The sequence below is a fragment of the Nocardioides panzhihuensis genome, from assembly GCF_013408335.1.
Lineage (GTDB): Bacteria > Actinomycetota > Actinomycetes > Propionibacteriales > Nocardioidaceae > Nocardioides > Nocardioides panzhihuensis.
In genome coordinates this window covers 198181-214915 of record NZ_JACBZR010000001.1, presented here as the reverse complement: position 1 = coordinate 214915, position 16735 = coordinate 198181, and the positions used below count along the sequence as shown (strand labels likewise).

Sequence of the window (16735 nt, the reverse complement as noted above, 5' to 3'; positions counted from 1 at the left end):
TCAGCGTCCGGTCCAGACTGGCGGACGCTTCTCGGCGAATGCGGTTGCACCCTCGCGGGCGTCGTCGGAGTCGAAGACCGGGGTCATCAGCTCCTCCTGGCGCTTCCAGCCTTCCTCGAGGGTCCAGTCGCCGGCCGAGCGGGCGATCTGCTTGGTCACCGCGACCGCGAGCGGGCCGTTCGCGGCGATGGTGCGAGCAAGGTCGATGGCCGCATCGAGCGCGCCGCCCTCGCCGACGACCCGGTTGACCAGGCCCAGCTCCGCCGCCCGCGCAGCGGTGATCGGGTCCCCCGTCAACAAGAGCTCCAAGGCGATCGGGAGCGGGACGCGTCCGGGCAACAGCATGGCCGCACCGGCGCCGGCGACCAGCGCGCGCTTCACCTCGGGAACACCGAACTTCGCCGTCTCGGCGGCCACGACCATGTCGCACGCGAGCAGGATCTCGAAGCCCCCGGCGAGAGCCCAGCCCTCGACCGCGGCGATGAATGGCTTGCGGGGCGGACGCAACGTCAGGCCTGCGAGTCCACGCCCCTCGACGACGGGAGTCTCGCCTCGCAGGAAGCCCTTGAGGTCCATGCCGGCACAGAAACTGCCGCCTGCGCCGGTGAGGACACCGACCCGCAGGTCGTCACTGCCGTCGAGCTCGTCGACCGCCTCCGCAATGGCCTTGGCGACGGTCTCGGTGACGGCGTTCTTCGCTTCGGGCCGGTTCATCGTGATGATGAGCACTCCGTCACGACGCTCGAGAAGGACCTCGCCTGTCATCTGTGCCTCCGTGGTTCCAGCTGCCAACGGCCTGGCCGTCGCAGAAGTCGATTCAACGGGTGACCATGGGTACCCGAGGTTCTGTGGTGGCAATGCTAACACAGATATAGATAACTGATTGAACTAAGAGAGCGAATCCGGGTGCGAATGGACATGCGTCCCTCTCCCCTTGGGCCGCCCTCGGACGTCCTTCCTGAACCACGTTCTGATTCATCAGCACCCCGTTCTGTACACTCCGGCTATGACCGAGGATCTCGTGAGCTCTGCCGTCGATCGCAGCCTTCGCAACCGCAGGAGCGCCGCAGAGGTCGAGGTGGCAAGGCTTCTCGAGACTGGCCGCGACCTGCTGGGCGCCGGCACGAACCCCAAGGTCGGTGAGATCGTCAAGGCAGCGAAGGTGTCCAACGAGGCCTTCTATCGCTACTTCGGCAGCAAGGACCGCTTCGTGGCCGCCGTGGTCGAGGACGGCTGCCGGCGCATGGTGGCCCACGTCGAGCACAAGCTCTCCGGCCACGCGGACCCGGCACAACAGCTCCACGTCGTCATCGACACGATGCTCAAGCAGGCAGGACCGCGGGTGGGTAGATCGACGCGCAACATCCTTGCACTCTCCCGCGCGAGCAACGGTGCGCGGGAGCAGGTCACCTTCGAGGAGACACTCGCCTCAGTCTTCGAGCCGGTCCTGGTCGATCTCGGCTCGTCCGATCCCCGCCGGGACGCCCGGGCGTCCGCGAGCGCCGTGATAGGCGTCCTCCAGGACCTGCTCTGGAACGAGCAGGCACCCACGACTGGCGACACAGACCACCTGGCGCGGTTTCTGCTTGCAGCAGTCAGCCGTCCAGCGACGTCTTGAGCCGTTCCACGGCGTCGAGGTAGTCCTCGGCCATCTCGAGTACGACGTCGCGTGAGGACTTCTGCCGGTTCATCAGACCGACGCCCTGGCCGACCCAGTAGGTGGCCAGCGCCTGCGCCCCCTCGTCACCGCGCTCGGCGAGCGCATCGATGCGTCGCAGGCTCGGCTCACTGATGTAGGACTGCATCGGCATCGGCAGGGGCGACGGGGCACCTTCGGCAGCCCAGGCCTCGGTCCAGGCAGACTTCAATTGGCGGGAGAGTTTCCCGGTGCGGCCCTTCGACCGGACCGTGTCTCGAGACGATGCCGCGAGCATCTTCTGGACCGTGTGGGGCGCTGTCTCCGCCTCCGGGGTTGTCAACCAGACCGATCCGGTCCAGGCGCCGGCCGCACCGAGCGCGACAGCGGCGGCCATCTGCCGACCGGTGACGATTCCTCCGGCCGCAAGGACCGGAACGCTCGATCCTTCGGCGCGCAACGCATCGGCGACCTCGGGCACCAGCACCATGGTGCTCACCTCCCCGCAGTGCCCACCGGCCTCGGTGCCCTGGGCAATGATCACGTCGACGCCTGCACGAACCTGCTTGAGGGCGTGCTCCTTGGCGCCGACGAGGGCCGCGATCGGCACCCCCTCGGACTTGGCGCGGTCGATCATGTATTGCGGGGGAACCCCCAGCGCGTTGGCGATCAGCTTGATCGGATGCCTGAAGCACACGTCGAGCAGCTGTTCGCCCTTGTCGTCGCTCAGGGCTTGTCCCAGGATCCCGGCCACTTCGTCATGCGCCGCCTCGATCCCGTGCTCGGTGAGCACCCCAGCCACGAATGTCTTGTGCTGTTCCGGGATCCGGGCAAGCAGCTGGTCACCGCTCAGGCGCTCGCCCTTGCCCTCAAACTTGTCGGCCACGACGATGTCGGCGCCGTACGGCCTGCCATGAACCTGATCGTCGATCCAGGCGAGCTCGGCCTCGAGCTCGTCGGCCGTGTGCGAGGAAGCACCGAGGACGCCGAAGCCACCAGCGTTGGTGACTGCTGCGACGACGTCGCGGCAGTGGCTGAACGCAAGCAGCGGGATCTCGATGCCGAGCAGCTCGCAGATGTCGGTCTTCATGTGCTACCTGTTCTTCCATTGGGGAGCGCGCTTCTGGGCGAAGGCAGTGATGCCCTCGATGGAGTCCTCGCTCATCAGCAGGTCGTCGACCGCCGCGGACCTGCGGTTCACCGCATCGACGACGTCGGAGATGCCCGAGGTCTCGGCCATCAGCGCGATCGACGTACGCACGGACGTGGGCGAGCTCTCCAGGATCTCCGCTGCGAGCTCACGAGCAGCAGGAAGCGCCCCACCTGCCGGGGCCACCCTGTTCACCAGCCCGACCCGGTGTGCCTCGTCGGCACCCATCCGCCGGCCGGTGAGGATCAGTTCGTTGGCCAGCTTCGGCGCGATGGCGCGTGGCAGCCGCACCGCACCTCCGGCCCCGGCGACCAGTCCCACCTTGACCTCGGTGAGGGCGAACTGAGCAGCCTCGTCAGCAACGACGAGATGGCAGGCCAACGCGATCTCGAAGCCCCCGCCCATGGCGAAGCCGTTCACGGCGGCGATGACCGGTTTGGGAAGGTCCGCGCGGTGAGTCAGTCCACCGAAGCCGTTCTTCGGCATGTAGCGGGGCTTCCCCGACGCCGAGTAGGACAAGTCGTTGCCGGTGCTGAACGCGCGCTCTCCGGCGCCGGTGATGATCGCGACCCAGAGATCGGGATCCGCGAAATAGGCATCAAAGACCTCGTCCAGCTCATCGTTGGCAGGTGGGGTCAACGAGTTTCGCTTCTCAGGCCGGTTGATGGTGATCTCGAGAAGATGTCCATCACGGCGCACGAGGACCGACTCATAGTCGTCTCGGAACGCGGTGGGCCGGATAGGCAGGATCTCCTCGAGACGCTCCTTGGAGACGCTCACCCGATTCCCGGGCCCCGTTGACCTGACGAACACCGGCTGGCCCACCGGCTGTTCGGTGGCCAGCAGGTCGAGAAAGGCGTGGTCACCATCGACACCCATCGCCACGAACCGCTCGCCGGTCGCATCGAGGCGTCCGATGACGATGCCGGCGCGAGAGTCCTTACCGTGGCGCACGGTGAAGCTTTCGATCGTGGCCGGGCCGTCTGCCTGCTCGACCACGGGCACGGAGGGCACGGCGTCAAGCTCGCGCTGCAGCGCCGCACTCCGGCCGGATCGCCAGGCCACCGGAGTTGTCGAGTAGACCCCGACGGAGTATTTGCTGAGTGATCCGCCGTTCGCGCCGACGAATCCGAAGGTCCCGGCATCGTCCCGCAACCTTTGCACGGTCTCGGCGATGGCATGCATCGCGTAGTTGTTGCCGGCTCCTCCGAAGAAGGGCAGCCCGCCGGTCACGGTGAATCCGCGCGGGTCGTCGTGCGCCAGGCCGAGGCCCTCGACCACATTGGAGACCGCGATGGGGAAGCAGCTGTAGAGATCGAAGCACGCGACATCCTCGGCGTAGATGCCGGCCATCTCCAGGGCGGCTGACGCGGCACGGACGGCGCTGGGGCTGACGCCAAGGTCTGGGCGTTCCATGATCTCGCGCTCGAAGGCGTCGGCATGCCCGTGCAGGAAGACCCACTTCTCCTGGGGGATGCCGAGGCGTTCCGCTGTGGCGACAGAGGTGACCAGCGCGGCAGCGCCTTGGTTGACCTGGTCGCGGGAGACCACGAACCGAGGATAGGGATCGGCGATCATCCGGTTCCGCTCGGTGACCGTCACCAATTCCTCCGCCGAGCGCTCGACCGGCGCGGCAGCGTACGGATTCTTGGCTGCCACCCGGGTGAACGGTTCGAAGAGTCGGCCCATCGAGGCGGAGTACTCCGACCGGCTCTGACCCAGGCGAGCCCGGCGCGCATTCTCCAGCACCGCGTACGTGCTGGGTGCGTCGACCATGCCGTGCTGGGCGCGGTGCCGGCTGGAGACACCCTTGAGCCCCAGCCCACGGTCTTCGAGCTGACCGCCGACGGCCTCGGTGAAGTCCGGCTTCTCCTCGGCGCGTGCATGGTGGCGAACGGTGGAGATCGCCTCCGAGCCGAACAGGAGCGCGGCTTCGCTGCGGCCGGCGGCAATCTCGCCGGCGAGCTCGGTCAGCAGGTGTTGAGGCCCCTGTCCACCGGCGACCTCGAGGATTGCTCGGCGCGGTTCGGCGCCGATCTGTCCGGCGACGGACCGTGGATAGTTGTCGGAGCGACCGAGCGGTGCTTGGGCTCCGGGGGAGGAGATCTCGAACTGGCGGATCCCGCCCACCGTATCGATGACGTCCGCGACGATGGACGCGTCGACCCCGGTGTCGGCCAAGGCAGCGCGCGCGGCCTTCACCGCGAGGCCGACCCCGGAGAGCGCCTCGTAGCCGGGGGCATCGATTCGCTCCGCGGCCTGGCCGACGCCGACGAGCACGGGGGTGTCAGGGGGCAGCGTGCTCATTTGGTCCTCCACTCGACGACGGCGTCGAGGGCCTCGATGAGGTCTCCTTCAACCCGAAGGGGGTTGATCTCCAGCGACGTGAGGTCGTCACCGAGGGCAAGCGCCAGATCGCCGATCCGGCTGATCACGGTCGCCAACACGTCGAGGTCGGCAGGCACGCCACCGCGTACGCCGTCCAGCACGGCCGAAGCCCGCAGGCCGCGCAGCATCCGCTTCGCCTTGTCCGGTGTGACCGGCAACGGGGAGAGCGCGGAGTCGTCGAGGACCTCGACCAGGACTCCCCCGATCGCGACGGCGAGGATCGGACCCCACTGCGGATCGCGCACGACTCCGACGAGCAGCTCTGGAGCCGGCCTGCGCATCGGTGAGACCAGCACGCCGTCCACCTTGGCGTCGGGCACGGACTCCGCCGCCGCGATGACCGCGTCGTACGCCTCTCGCACAGCGTCGTGTCCGCTGACACCGAGCCGAACGCCACCGATGTCACTCTTGTGGAGGATGTCGGGAGAGACGATCTTGAGCGCCACGGCCCCCCCGAGCTCCTCGGCCGCGGTCGTGGCCCGGTCTGCAGTGGTCGCCAGTACGGCAGGCACGACGGGGATCCCGGCCGACTCGAGCAGCCTCCTGGCCTCCGCCTCGGACCAGTTGCCGGTCCGGGACTCTGTCGCTGCCAACGCGAGCGGGGCGTTCTCGTGCTCCTCGGACGCAGCCAGCTCTCGCAGTCGTTCGGACCATCGACCGATCGCGCCGAGCGCGATCATGGACTGGCTCAGTCCCGGGATCACGTAGGGAACCCCGACCTCCTCCATCACGGTGCGGACCGTCGCGTTGCTCGGCACCATGACCTGGTTGACCCAGACCACCGGACACTCGGCGAGCTCGACGCCCGCCCCGATGGCGCGGGCCATCGGCATGCCACGCCATGGGAGCGTGTCCGTTGCGGTCGGCAGGGGGCAGACGACCGCGACGACGCCGATGTCGGGATCCTTGGACATCGACACGATGGCGGTGGTGAACATGTCCGGCTTGATCACGGCCGCGCCGGTGACGTCGAGCGGGTTCTGGACCAGCCCGAAGGCCGAGGCGATCTCGCCGATGGACTCCATGGCCGCGTCGCCGAGAGGAGGGATGGAGACGCCGTGGTCCGCGGCCCGGTCGGCCAGGATGTCGCAGGCGCCGCCGGAGAAGGACACGATGCCGACTCCGGACGTCGGGAGGGGACCGAGGTGGGCCGCTGCACCGGCGGTGATCATCATGTCCTCGATGGTGTCGACCCGAATGATGCCGAGCTTCTCGAAGATGGCATCCACGACCTTGTCGTCACCCACGAGGGCGCCGGTGTGGGCGGCCGCGCTCCTCGCGGACAGGTCGCTGGCGCCGACCTTCAGGACGATGATCGCCTTGCCGGCGCGGGCCGCCCGCAATGCTGCGCGACGGAAGGTCTCGGGGTCGCGAACGGCCTCCAGGAAAAGCGCGATCGCCTTCGTGGTCTCATCGTCGACGAGGAAGTCGATGACGTGGGCGGCGTTGATCATCGCCTCGTTGCCGAGCGTGACCATGTAGGAGAGTCCGACGCCCGAGGTCGTCGCGAACTCGGACATCGCCGCCGCACTCGCACCGCTCTGCGACAGCAGGGCGACAGGACCCGCCGGCTGCACAGGAACGGGCCCGGGCATCACGGAGACGCCGTCGACGAAGTTCACGAAGCCGAGCATGTTCGGCCCGAGGAGGGCCACGTCCAACGACTCCGCGTGCGCGACGAGCTCGGCCTGGGCAGCCGTTCCCTCCTCACCCGTCTCGCCATAGCCGGAGGAGAGGACTACGGAATTGCGTACGCCGGCGGCCGCAGATTCGGTGAGCGCGTCGAGCGTTGCCGCCTGAGGCACCATCATGTGCGCCAGGTCCACCGGCTCCCCGATGGCCTGGCAGGACGTGTAGGTCGCTTGCCCGTGCGTCTCAGCGCCGCGGGCATTGACCAGGAAGGTCCGGTCCCCGAAACCGAAGTTGGTCAGGTTCGTGTAGGTGCCCAACGAGAAGTTCGACTTGTTGGAAGCGCCCACCAGCGCGACATTGCGCGGGCGGAACAGAGAGCGCAGCCGCTCCGGTGTGATCTCGACGTTCATGGTCTCTCCTGGGAGTTCGGTGGTGGCTTCACTTGGGAAGGCCGAGCGCGCGGGCGATGAGCCCCCGTTGGATGTCGTTGGTGCCGCCACCGACGACGTACATGATCGAGGTACGCAGCAGCCGCTCGACGTCCCCTGCGCCCGGCACCCCGGGGTTGGAGCCGTCGAACAGGGCGATCGGGCCCAGCAGGTCGAGCAGCGACTCGCTCCAGGTCTCGGCGAGCTCGCCGCCGAAGACCCCGGCCATCGGGCCGGCCAGGGGGTTTGCCCGCGCGTTCGCCCCCGAACCGATCGCGGAGGCCACCAGCGCACGGGGCAGCCTGCAGGTTGGCGACCATGCTCCGCAACGACGTCCGGCCCGCGGAGCCCCGAGGGCCGACGAGGCCATCAAGGTCGGCGCGCAGCGAGACCAACAGGTCGTCGAGCTGCCGGTGCAACTGGGTGGCGATGCCGCCCATCGAGATCCGTTCGCCGACAAGGGCGTTGGTGATCACCTTCCAGCCACCGTTCTCGTCTCCGACGCGTGCCGAGTCCGGAACGCGTACGTCATCGAGCAAGACGGCGCACGAGACCTCACCGGAGAGCGAGGTCATCTGTTGCACCGTGATGCCGGGTGTGTCCATCGGAACCAGGAACATCGTGATCCCGGCGTGACGGGGCTTCGCCTCGGGGTCGGTGCGGGTGGCCAGCCAGATGTACTTGGCGGTGTGTGCGTTCGTGGTCCAGATCTTCTGACCGTTGATCACCCAGTCGTCCCCGGACCGGACGGCACGGGTGGCCACCGAAGCCAGGTCCGAACCAACCTCGGGCTCGCTGTAGCCGAGGCAGTACTTCAGCTTGTCGGCTCGGATGATCGGGAAGAACCGCTCCTTCTGCTCCTCGGTGCCATGCAGCAGGATCGAGTTGCCCAAGAGCATCACCGAGGAGAGTGTCCACTTGACCGGCACCCGGTTGTAGGCGATCTCGTCGTGCAGCACCACCTGCTCGGTCAAGGACGCACTGCGGCCGCCGTACGCCTCCGGCCACCCCACGCCGAACCAGCCCCGACCAGCGAAGTCGGCGATCGCCTCCGTTTCGTCGAAGTCGTCACGCCCACGCGGCCCGCGCAGGTCGTCGATGGCCCGGGTGACCTCGGCGCGGAAGCTCTCGCCCACCTCGTCGAGGGTGAAGTCGGGCAGGCCTGCCCCTCCCTCGAGCAGACGGTCGACGGTGGTGCCGGAACCAGGTTCGAAGGCCGGGATCCTGGCGATGTCGGCGTGCACTCGGCGGAACAGCCACGGTCCTTCGTGCTCCTCGAAGTAGCCGACGGCGGCCAAAGTGTGGTGGGCACCGAACTGGATGCGCCGTGCAGCAGCCGTGGTGAAGTCGGTGGCCAGCTCGGTACTGAGCGTCCAGTCCGCGGTGCCCGCGAGGCACGCTTCGCCCGCCCTCTCGATCAGCAGCTCCGCCGCCGTCACGTCGATGTGGCAGCTCGCGGTGCGCTGCTGGACGGCCTGGAAGCTGCCGATCTGCTTGCCGAACTGGACCCTGTTCTTCGAGTGCTCGATGGCCAGCTCATGGGTGCGCCGTGCCGCAGCGAGGGCGCGCGTCGCGAGGCCGAGGCGGACCAGGACCAGTGCCGCCTCGATCTCCTCGGGTCCGACGGTCGAGGACATCTCCACCGGTCCTAGGGCGACCGCGGACCACGTCGGCCTGGCCAGCCCCGGCGTCGGCGCGCTGGAGGTCACCGGCCTGAGGTCGACGCTGCCGTCGGCGGCATCGACCACGAGCACATGGGTCAGCGCGTCGGCGAACTCGACGTGCGACGCCTGGTCGCCGACGCCAGCAGGCGCCACGGCGACTCGCAGGTCACCCGACGCCACCCCCGGGCCCAGATCAGGGACCAACCTGGCCGCGACGAATCCATCACCCACCGGCAACGGACAAGCGACCCGACCGAGCTGGCGCTGCAAAGCCAGGACAGCGTCCACCGAACCGTCCAGGTCGAACCAGCCCTGGGCCGCTGCTTCTTTCCAGAGCTGTCGAGCGTCCGGCGTCTTCGCGGTTCCCGGGGTGGTCGCGTCACCCCACAACTTGGCGAGCAACCCGGCGACGCCGGTCTCGAAGGCGACAAGGTCCTGCTTGTCCACGGTGAACCTCCATATCAACGAATAAGTTCACTATATGCTCGCATTGAGACTGAGTGTCAAGGGAGAAATCGAGTATCATCTACCCATGGAGACAGCGACGACCCGCAGCACCAACATCCGAGAGCGCGCAAAGGACGCTGCCCGGCAGGAGATCGCACGGGTGGCCCTCCGGCTCTTCACCGACCACGGGTTCGAGGGCACCACCGCGGACCAGATCGCCGCAGCTGCGGGCATCTCACGCAGCACCTTCTTCCGCTACTTTGCGACCAAGGACGAAGTCATCCTCGGCCAGTTCGAACAGAAGGGCCACGAGTTGGTCGCGGAGGTCCGCGCCCGCCCCTCCTCCGAATCTGCGTGGCAGGCGCTGCACCAGGGCTTCCTCGAGGTTGTCCGGCGAGGCTCGTCCGACATCGGCTCCGACGGCACCACATTCCGACTGGCACAGCTGCAGGTCTACAACGGCGCCCTGCGGGCGGCCGGCCTCAATCAGCGCGCCCAGTGGCGGTCACTGCTCGCTCCCGAGATCGCCAGCCGGCTCGGAGCCTCCTTCGATGACGACCCGCGACCGGCAGCTCTCGCCGCAGCCGCGATCGGCTGCCTGGAGACGGCAGTCGTCATGTGGGGCAGGTCCGGGGGGCGGGCCGACCTCGAGCACCTGCTCGACATGGCCATGTCCGAGCTGGGCCGGCCCTGACGAGGCTCGACCGCCCCGGCGGACCGCCGCAGTCCAGACTCCGGAGTGGCGTCAGGAGATTGCCGCGATCGACTCGGTGACGAGACGAGGAACCGCCTCGACCATCCGGGCCATGGGCGGCGGAAGCTCGCCGGCGGGTATCGCACGCTTGAGTAGGAGAGCCGTTGCGGCAGCCTCCTTGTACTTCGTGAGCGCGTCGAACCAGTCCATGTCGGGCAGCCGATGGCCAGCGTGCGCCTCGTAGGCGGCTATCAGGTCCTTCTTGCCCGGCATGCCTGCGGGCGGTCCAGGCTCCGCCGCCGGGTGCGCTCCTTCGTCGGTGAAGAAGGTGAGCCAGGTGACGTCGGTTCTCGGATCGCCGAGCGCCCAGATCTCCCAGTCGATGATCGCAGTGACCCGGCCCTCGAGGCAGAGCACGTTGCCGAGCCGGTAGTCACCGTGCACGATCACCGGCGCGAGCCCCGCAGGCGCGGTGTCGTAGAGAAGTTGGGCCCCGCGCTCGAACTCCCCCTGGAACTCCGCGGGCACGGTGGTGAATGCCTTGTGCCAGCGCTGGATCTCATCGGCGATGGTGATCGCGACCTCGCCGCCCAGGCCCACGGCCGATGGCTCGACCGTGTGCAGAGCGGCCAGGGCGCGGGCCGCGTCGTACGCACGCGCTTCGACGATTTTCGGTGACGGACGGGTGGCGTGCCGCTCCAGGGTGGGTTCGACACACTCCCCCGGCACCAGGTCCATGGCGAAGAACGGCGGAGCCTCGAGCGAGTCCGCCTCGACCTCGACGAGCGAGCGGGTGATCAGGACCTGTGGCGCGGACTCGAGCGCGCGCATCAAACGGGACTGCCGCAGGACGTCACGATTGCGCACGGGAGGAAGGCCCGGCGGGGCCATCTTCACCACCACCCGCTCGTGCTCCGCACCGGCCAACTCGGCAATGAACGTCAGGCTCGACGAGCCGCCGGTCAGAGGCTCGAGGCCCACCACTGATGCGGTCGGCGACCAGCCCGCGACTGCCTTCTCCAGTCGCAGTCGCAGTCCAGCAAGCAACTCGTCCATGGGCACCTCTTCAGAATCATGTATTGAAATATGCAGAATTTCGTTCTAGATTGCAGGAATCCGATCCGCCCTGTCAAGGAGTGCAAGATGTGGGACTTCTCCACCGAAACGGATTTCCAGGCCAAGCTCGACTGGATGGAGCGATTCGTACGCGAGGAGTGCGAGCCGCTCGACCTGCTCTTCCCGCACGGCGGCGATCCGTACGATGTGAACAACAAAGCCTCTCGTGCGATCCTCGCGCCACTCCAGGAGCAGGTGAAGGCGCAGGGGCTCTGGGCCTGCCACCTCGGCCCGGAGCTCGGCGGCCCCGGATACGGACAGCTCGCCCTCGGCCTGATGAACGAGATCATCGGCCGCTCCTATTGGGCCCCCACCGTCTTCGGGACCGCCGCGCCCGACACGGGAAACGCCGAGATCCTGGCGATGTACGGGACCGACGAACAGAAGCAGCGCTACCTCCAGCCCCTGCTCGACGGCACGATCGTTTCCTGCTTCTCCATGACTGAGCCCCAGGCCGGCTCGGACCCGAAGGAGTTCATCTGTAGCGCCCGGCGCGACGGCGACTCCTGGGTGATCGACGGCGAGAAGTGGTTCTCCTCCAACGCCCGCTACGCGTCGTTCTTCATAGTCATGGCCGTCACCGACCCCAACGCAGCTCCCTACGAGCGGATGTCGATGATCGTCGTGCCGGCTGAGACGCCAGGAATCGAGATCATCCGCAACGTGTCCGTGCTGGGCGAGCGCGACGACCTGGACGAGGGCATCCACGGCTACGTCCGCTACCACCAGGTCCGGGTCCCGTTCGACGCAATGCTGGGCGGCCCCGGCGAGGGCTTCAAGGTCGCCCAGTCCCGCCTCGGCGGCGGGCGGGTGCACCATGCGATGCGCACCGTCGGGGTCTGCCGACGGGCCTTCGACATGATGAACGAGCGCGCCCTGTCGCGAACCACCCAGGGCGAGACGCTGGCGAAGAAGCAGTCCGTGCAGCAGGTCATCGCCGACTCGTGGATCCAGCTCGAACAGTTCCGCCTGCTCGTGCTCCAGACCGCTTGGAAGATCGACCACCTGCCGCACGGTGCCGCGCGCACCGACATCGCCATGTGCAAGGTCCAGATGAGCCGGGTGATGCACGACATCATCCAGCGCACGCTCCACATGCACGGGTCGCTGGGCACCACGCTCGAGACGCCCTTGGCGCACTGGTGGGCCTCGGTCCCCCAGCTCGCACTGGCCGACGGCCCGACCGAGGTGCACCAGATGACGGTCGCCAAGCAGGTGCTTCGCGGCTACAAGCCTGCCGAGGGTCTGTTTCCCAGCGAGCACGTCCCCACCCGACTCTCGGCAGCTCGCGAGAAGCACTCCGCCGCCCTGCAGGAGTTCGGTCTGTGAGCACCACGGAGCCAGCACACCCATTCGACCTCACCGGCAAGGTCGCCCTGGTCACTGGCGGCTCGCGCGGCCTGGGCCGGGAGATGGCCCTTGCGTTCGCACGGGCCGGGGCCGACGTAGTCATCACGAGCCGGAAGGTCGGGGCCTGCGAGGCTGTCGCCGAAGAGGTCGAAGGGATCGGTCGCCGCGCTCTGGCGGTCGGTTGTCACGTCGGCCACTGGGCCGGCATCGACGCCCTGGTGGAGACGGCGTACGCCGCATTCGGCCAGATCGACGTGCTCGTGAACAACGCCGGGATGTCACCCCTCGCGCCCTCGTCGGCAGAGACCTCCGAGGAGCTGTTCGACAAGGTCGTCGGGGTCAACTTCAAGGGCCCCTTCCGGCTCTCCGCGCTGGTCGGTCAGCGCATCGTTGCCGGCAACGGTGGTTCGATCATCAACGTGTCGTCGTCCGGCGCGCTCCACCCCGACCCGCTCTTCGGCACGTACGCCGCGTCCAAGGCCGCACTGAACGCGTTGACCACGGCGTTCTCCAAGGAGTTTGGCCCGACGGTGCGTGTGAACACCATCTCCGCCGGACCGTTCCTCACCGACATCGCGGACGCCTGGCCCGCCGAGGCCCGAGAGCGGACCAACAGCTCCATCGGCCGACCCGGTCAACCCGAGGAGGTCGTCACGACAGCGCTCTACCTGGCCAGTCCGGCCTCGTCCTACACCACCGACGCCCTGATCCGGGTCGACGGCGGGCTGCACTGATGAACATTGCCAATACAGTTAACTGTTAATACTGTTTACCCATGACCCTCGACGACACCCTGCCGCGGCTGACCGTGGCCCAGCGGATCAGCCCCGAACGACTTGGGGAGCGCGAGTTCCGGGGTCCTGCGCATCCGGGTCCCAGCACCCGATCCTTCGGTGGCGAGGTCGCCGCCCAGGCCATCCATGCGGCCGCGCTCACCGTCCCCGAGGACCGGAGCATCCATACGGCGCACACGTGGTTCCTCCTCCCCGGCGACACCTCCCTTCCGGTCGACTACAGGGTTAGGGACGTGAGGGACGGCGGGTCGTTCACGACACGCTCGGTCGATGCGGCCCAGGGCGATCGCGTCATCTTCACCATGACCGCCTCGTTCCAGAAGCCGGAGGCGGGGCTGGAGCACCAGGTCGGAGAGGTTCGCTCACCAGCACCTGAGGAGCTCTCACTGCCGGCGGAGATGCTCCCTCCCGGGGAGAACCTGGCCTGGATCCAGAACCTGGAAGAGATGTCCGGCTTCGAGTTCCGATTTCCCGAGCTCCCGACGAGGAGCCGCGCCGCCGGAGGCGTCGTGGGCGACCCGCGACAACGAGCCTGGTTACGGAGCAGAGAGGCGATCCCCGACGACGACCTGTCCCAGGTCGCCGGGCTCGCCTTCGCCTCCGACATGCTCCTGCTCTCGACGTCCCTCGGGCCACACCGGAGGACCCTCCAGAAGGGCATGCAGTTCGCCACGGTGAACCACATCATCTGGTTCCACCGGCCGATGCGAGTGGACGAATGGTTCCTCTACGACATGACCAGCCGCTGGGCCGGCTCGGCGCGTGCGCTCTGCTACGGCGAGATCTTCGACCGCTCCGGTCGACTCTGCGCATCCACAGCACAGGAGGGCCTGCTGCGCCTCCGTCGCACCTGAGCCAGCCACGCATGCCGACGCGCACCTGGTCCGGGAGGAACCGGCCAGGTGCGCGACTGCGTGTCGCTCAGATGTCGGCTACCCGCACTCCTGCGTGCGCCTTGTAGCGGCGGTTCATGCTGATCAGGTTCGCAGTCAGCGCCTCGACCTGATGGGCATTGCGACGACGCCCGGCGTATACACCGCGAACGCCCGGGATCGTATCGGCGAGCGCCTGGACCAGGTCGGTCGCCTCACGTTCGTCCCCGAGCACGAGAACGTCGGTGTCGACACTCTCTTCATCGGGCGCGTCGAGCAGGACGGCACTGACGGTGTGGAATGCGCCCACGACCGTGCTCTCCGGCAATAGCTCTGCCGCCTGCTGGGTCGCCGACCCCTCCTCGACGTGGAGCGGATAGGCGCCCTGCTTGTCGAAGCCGAGGGGATTCACGCAGTCGACGACGACCTTTCCGGCCAGGTCCGGCGCCAACTCCTTGAGCATCTCGGCATGCCCACCCCAGGGCACGACGACCAGCACGACGTCACCCGCCGCGGCCGCGCGAGCATTGTCCGTACCCGTGACGGCTCCTCCGGTGACCGAGGCAAGCTTCGCCGCCGCAGCCTGCGCCTTGTCAGCCGTGCGGCTGCCGATCACGACTCGCAGCCCTGCCGCGGCGAAGCGCCTGGCCAGACCACCGCCCTGCGGGCCGGTGCCGCCGAGAACGGTGATGGTGAGTCCGGTGAGAGTGCTCATGACGCGAACTCCTTGAGGAGAGCGACGTCCTTCACGCGGCCCTCGTGGGTCGCAGCGAGAGGCGTGGCATTGAGCGTCGTCGCACCGCTCTCGGCGAACGCCGCGACACGCTCAGCGACGTGACCCGGCGCTCCGATGAGGGCTACGCCGTGCACCAGTTCAGGAGGCACCGCACCGGCAGCCTCGGCCCTCTTGCCCGACAGGAAGAGGTCTTGGATCGTCGCGGCCGCATCGCCGAACCCGTAACGCGCGGCCAGGTCGTTGTAGAAGTTCTTTCCCTTCGCGCCCATGCCGCCGATATAGAGGGCAAGGTGGTCCCGCACCTGCTGCTCTCCGGCAGCGATGACGTCGGCGTCCTCACTGATCAGGACCTTGGTGTCGACCAGGATCTGCAGCGGCGGAAGGTCGGCGGGCCGCTTCGCGGCACCCGCTGCGAGAGCCTCTCCGAACGCGGCCCCGGCAGCTTCCGGTAGATAGAATATGGGTTCCCATCCCTCACAGATCTCGGCCGCGAGCTCGACGTTCTTGGGGCCGAGTGCGGCGAGCACGATCGGGATGCTCGAGCGCACCGGAAGGTTGATCAGCTTCAGCGGCTTGCCCAGACCGGTGCCGCCCTGCTCCTTGGTCAACGGCAGGTCGTAGTGCTTGCCGTGGTGCTCGACCTTCTCGCGGCGCCACACCTGTCGGCAGATGTCGACGACCTCGCGGGTGCGACCGAGCGGGGCGTCGTACTTGACGCCGTGGAAACCCTCCACGACCTGGGGGCCGGAGGCACCGATGCCCAGGACGAAGCGGCCGTCCGAGACATAGTCGATGCCGGCTGCGGTCATCGCTAGGAGGGAGGGCGTGCGTGAGTAGATGTTGAGGATGCTGGTGGCGATCTCGAGGGTCGAGGTCCTCGCAGCCACGAAGCCGAGCTGACTCACCGAGTCGAAGGTGTAGGCCTCGGGGAGGAGCACGATGTCGAGCCCTACGGCCTCGAACTCACGTAGCTCCTCGACTGTCTCGTTGAATCCTCCGGAGTATGCCATCGGCATGCCGATCTTCATGGTCCGTCCTTCCCTGCCACGGCCTCCCGCAGCGATTCGATTCCATGAAGTTAATCATATAGACAATTGAACTGTTTCTGGTGAGAGTGAGAGTTGCCTCACGCGACTGTACGAACAGGCTCAGGCCTGGCCGGGGCGCAGCTCGATGACCAGTTCCTCCGCCTCCACACAGACCCGGTCGCCATCCCGGAGCTCGGCCCGAAGGACCCGCTTGCGGCCCTCCTCGGAGACGAACCATCCCCGGAGCTCCAGCTCGACTCCAACCGGAGTTACGGATCGATAGTCGACATGGGTGTAGGCAGCGCGAGCGAAGGTGCGGCCACCCAGGATCGCCAACTGGCCCATGAAGTCCTCGAAGACCAGGGCCAAGGATCCGCCGTGCACGGCACCGTTGCGACCGAGGTGATAGCGCCCGAAGGTGATGGCGGCACGCGCAGTGTCCGCCGTCGCCTCATGAACGACGTACGTCGGGCAGAGGGTCTGCCCACGAGACGGCAGGTCGCTGCGTCGGGCGAAGACCTGGTCGTCTTCGGAGACCGAGTGGTTCGCGAGCTGCCCACTCAGCGAATCCAGGTCGGCGGCGAGCGTGCGGTTGCCCGCTTCGTCGAGCCGGGCCGCGGCGAGCAGGTCGAGGAAGCGGTTCACGGAGCCCAGCAGCTCGCGATATCCATCGCGGGCTCCGTCCGGCTCGATCCATCCGGGGACCGGGTTCGGCACCGGAGGCGACGGGACCAGACCGAGCGTGTGATCGGTGTGCGGGGCAGGGCGGACCACATCGAGGGTCATGACGGGAATCTCCG

Annotated in this window: 14 protein-coding genes and 1 pseudogene; 5 read left to right on the top strand and 10 right to left on the bottom strand. The window is 67.7% G+C overall.

Going from position 1 to position 16735, the window contains the following annotated elements; genetic code table 11:
- Nucleotides 1-765, bottom strand: a complete 765-nt coding sequence (locus BJ988_RS00960) for a crotonase/enoyl-CoA hydratase family protein (protein WP_179656260.1) — start codon at nt 763-765, stop codon at nt 1-3.
- A gap of 241 nt (nt 766-1006) precedes the next feature.
- Between BJ988_RS00960 and BJ988_RS00955 the strand changes: the two genes are divergently transcribed.
- Nucleotides 1007-1618 (top strand): TetR/AcrR family transcriptional regulator, encoded by a 612-nt coding sequence (locus tag BJ988_RS00955; protein ID WP_179656259.1) that lies wholly within the window; start codon nt 1007-1009, stop codon nt 1616-1618.
- On the opposite strand, the gene BJ988_RS00950 is transcribed toward BJ988_RS00955, so the two are convergent.
- From BJ988_RS00950 to BJ988_RS31530, 5 genes and pseudogenes are all read right to left on the bottom strand, one after another.
- On the bottom strand, nt 1596-2726 hold the full coding sequence (locus BJ988_RS00950; protein WP_179656258.1) for a nitronate monooxygenase: 1131 nt from the start codon (nt 2724-2726) through the stop codon (nt 1596-1598). The two genes, BJ988_RS00955 and BJ988_RS00950, sit on opposite strands and share 23 nt — an antisense overlap.
- A 3-nt stretch (nt 2727-2729) precedes the next feature.
- Nucleotides 2730-5093 (bottom strand): acetyl-CoA acetyltransferase, encoded by a 2364-nt coding sequence (locus BJ988_RS00945; protein WP_179656257.1) that lies wholly within the window; start codon nt 5091-5093, stop codon nt 2730-2732.
- On the bottom strand, nt 5090-7216 hold the full coding sequence (locus BJ988_RS00940) for an acetate--CoA ligase family protein (protein ID WP_179656256.1): 2127 nt from the start codon (nt 7214-7216) through the stop codon (nt 5090-5092). Before BJ988_RS00940 ends, BJ988_RS00945 begins: the two co-directional genes overlap by 4 nt.
- Nucleotides 7217-7244: 28 nt before the next feature.
- A complete protein-coding gene (locus BJ988_RS31535) occupies nt 7245-7604 on the bottom strand; it encodes an acyl-CoA dehydrogenase family protein (protein WP_425490910.1) in 360 nt (119 codons plus the stop codon).
- A 169-nt stretch (nt 7605-7773) separates the two neighbouring features.
- Nucleotides 7774-8871, bottom strand: a pseudogene (locus BJ988_RS31530) (acyl-CoA dehydrogenase family protein); the annotation flags it as partial.
- Between the two features lie 559 nt (nt 8872-9430).
- On the opposite strand from BJ988_RS31530, the gene BJ988_RS00930 reads away from it, so the two are divergent.
- Nucleotides 9431-10039 (top strand): TetR family transcriptional regulator, encoded by a 609-nt coding sequence (locus BJ988_RS00930; RefSeq protein WP_179656254.1) that lies wholly within the window; start codon nt 9431-9433, stop codon nt 10037-10039.
- Nucleotides 10040-10090: 51 nt separating this feature from the next.
- Here BJ988_RS00930 and BJ988_RS00925 read toward each other — a convergent pair whose 3' ends face one another.
- On the bottom strand, nt 10091-11095 hold the full coding sequence (locus BJ988_RS00925; protein ID WP_179656253.1) for a phosphotransferase family protein: 1005 nt from the start codon (nt 11093-11095) through the stop codon (nt 10091-10093).
- 87 nt (nt 11096-11182) lie between these two features.
- On the opposite strand from BJ988_RS00925, the gene BJ988_RS00920 reads away from it, so the two are divergent.
- The 3 genes from BJ988_RS00920 to BJ988_RS00910 are packed head-to-tail and all read left to right on the top strand — an operon-like array spanning nt 11183 to nt 14153.
- Nucleotides 11183-12484 (top strand): acyl-CoA dehydrogenase family protein, encoded by a 1302-nt coding sequence (locus BJ988_RS00920; protein WP_179656252.1) that lies wholly within the window; start codon nt 11183-11185, stop codon nt 12482-12484.
- Complete coding sequence (locus BJ988_RS00915) at nt 12481-13239, top strand: glucose 1-dehydrogenase (RefSeq protein ID WP_179656251.1); 759 nt, start codon at nt 12481-12483, stop codon at nt 13237-13239. The genes BJ988_RS00920 and BJ988_RS00915 overlap by 4 nt, the downstream gene beginning before the upstream one ends.
- A 41-nt stretch (nt 13240-13280) precedes the next feature.
- Entirely contained in the window at nt 13281-14153 is an 873-nt protein-coding gene (locus BJ988_RS00910; RefSeq protein WP_179656250.1) for an acyl-CoA thioesterase, read from the top strand.
- A 67-nt stretch (nt 14154-14220) separates the two neighbouring features.
- Here BJ988_RS00910 and npdG read toward each other — a convergent pair whose 3' ends face one another.
- The 3 genes from npdG to BJ988_RS00895 form a co-directional block, all read right to left on the bottom strand.
- Nucleotides 14221-14886, bottom strand: a complete 666-nt coding sequence (gene npdG / locus BJ988_RS00905; protein WP_179656249.1) for an NADPH-dependent F420 reductase — start codon at nt 14884-14886, stop codon at nt 14221-14223.
- The gene (locus BJ988_RS00900) at nt 14883-15935 is read right to left on the bottom strand and encodes an LLM class F420-dependent oxidoreductase (protein WP_179656248.1); all 1053 of its coding nucleotides are present in this window, start codon (nt 15933-15935) and stop codon (nt 14883-14885) included. The genes npdG and BJ988_RS00900 overlap by 4 nt, the downstream gene beginning before the upstream one ends.
- Nucleotides 15936-16055: 120 nt before the next feature.
- A complete protein-coding gene (locus BJ988_RS00895) occupies nt 16056-16721 on the bottom strand; it encodes a PaaI family thioesterase (RefSeq protein ID WP_179656247.1) in 666 nt (221 codons plus the stop codon).
- Between the last annotated feature and the right edge of the window lie 14 nt (nt 16722-16735).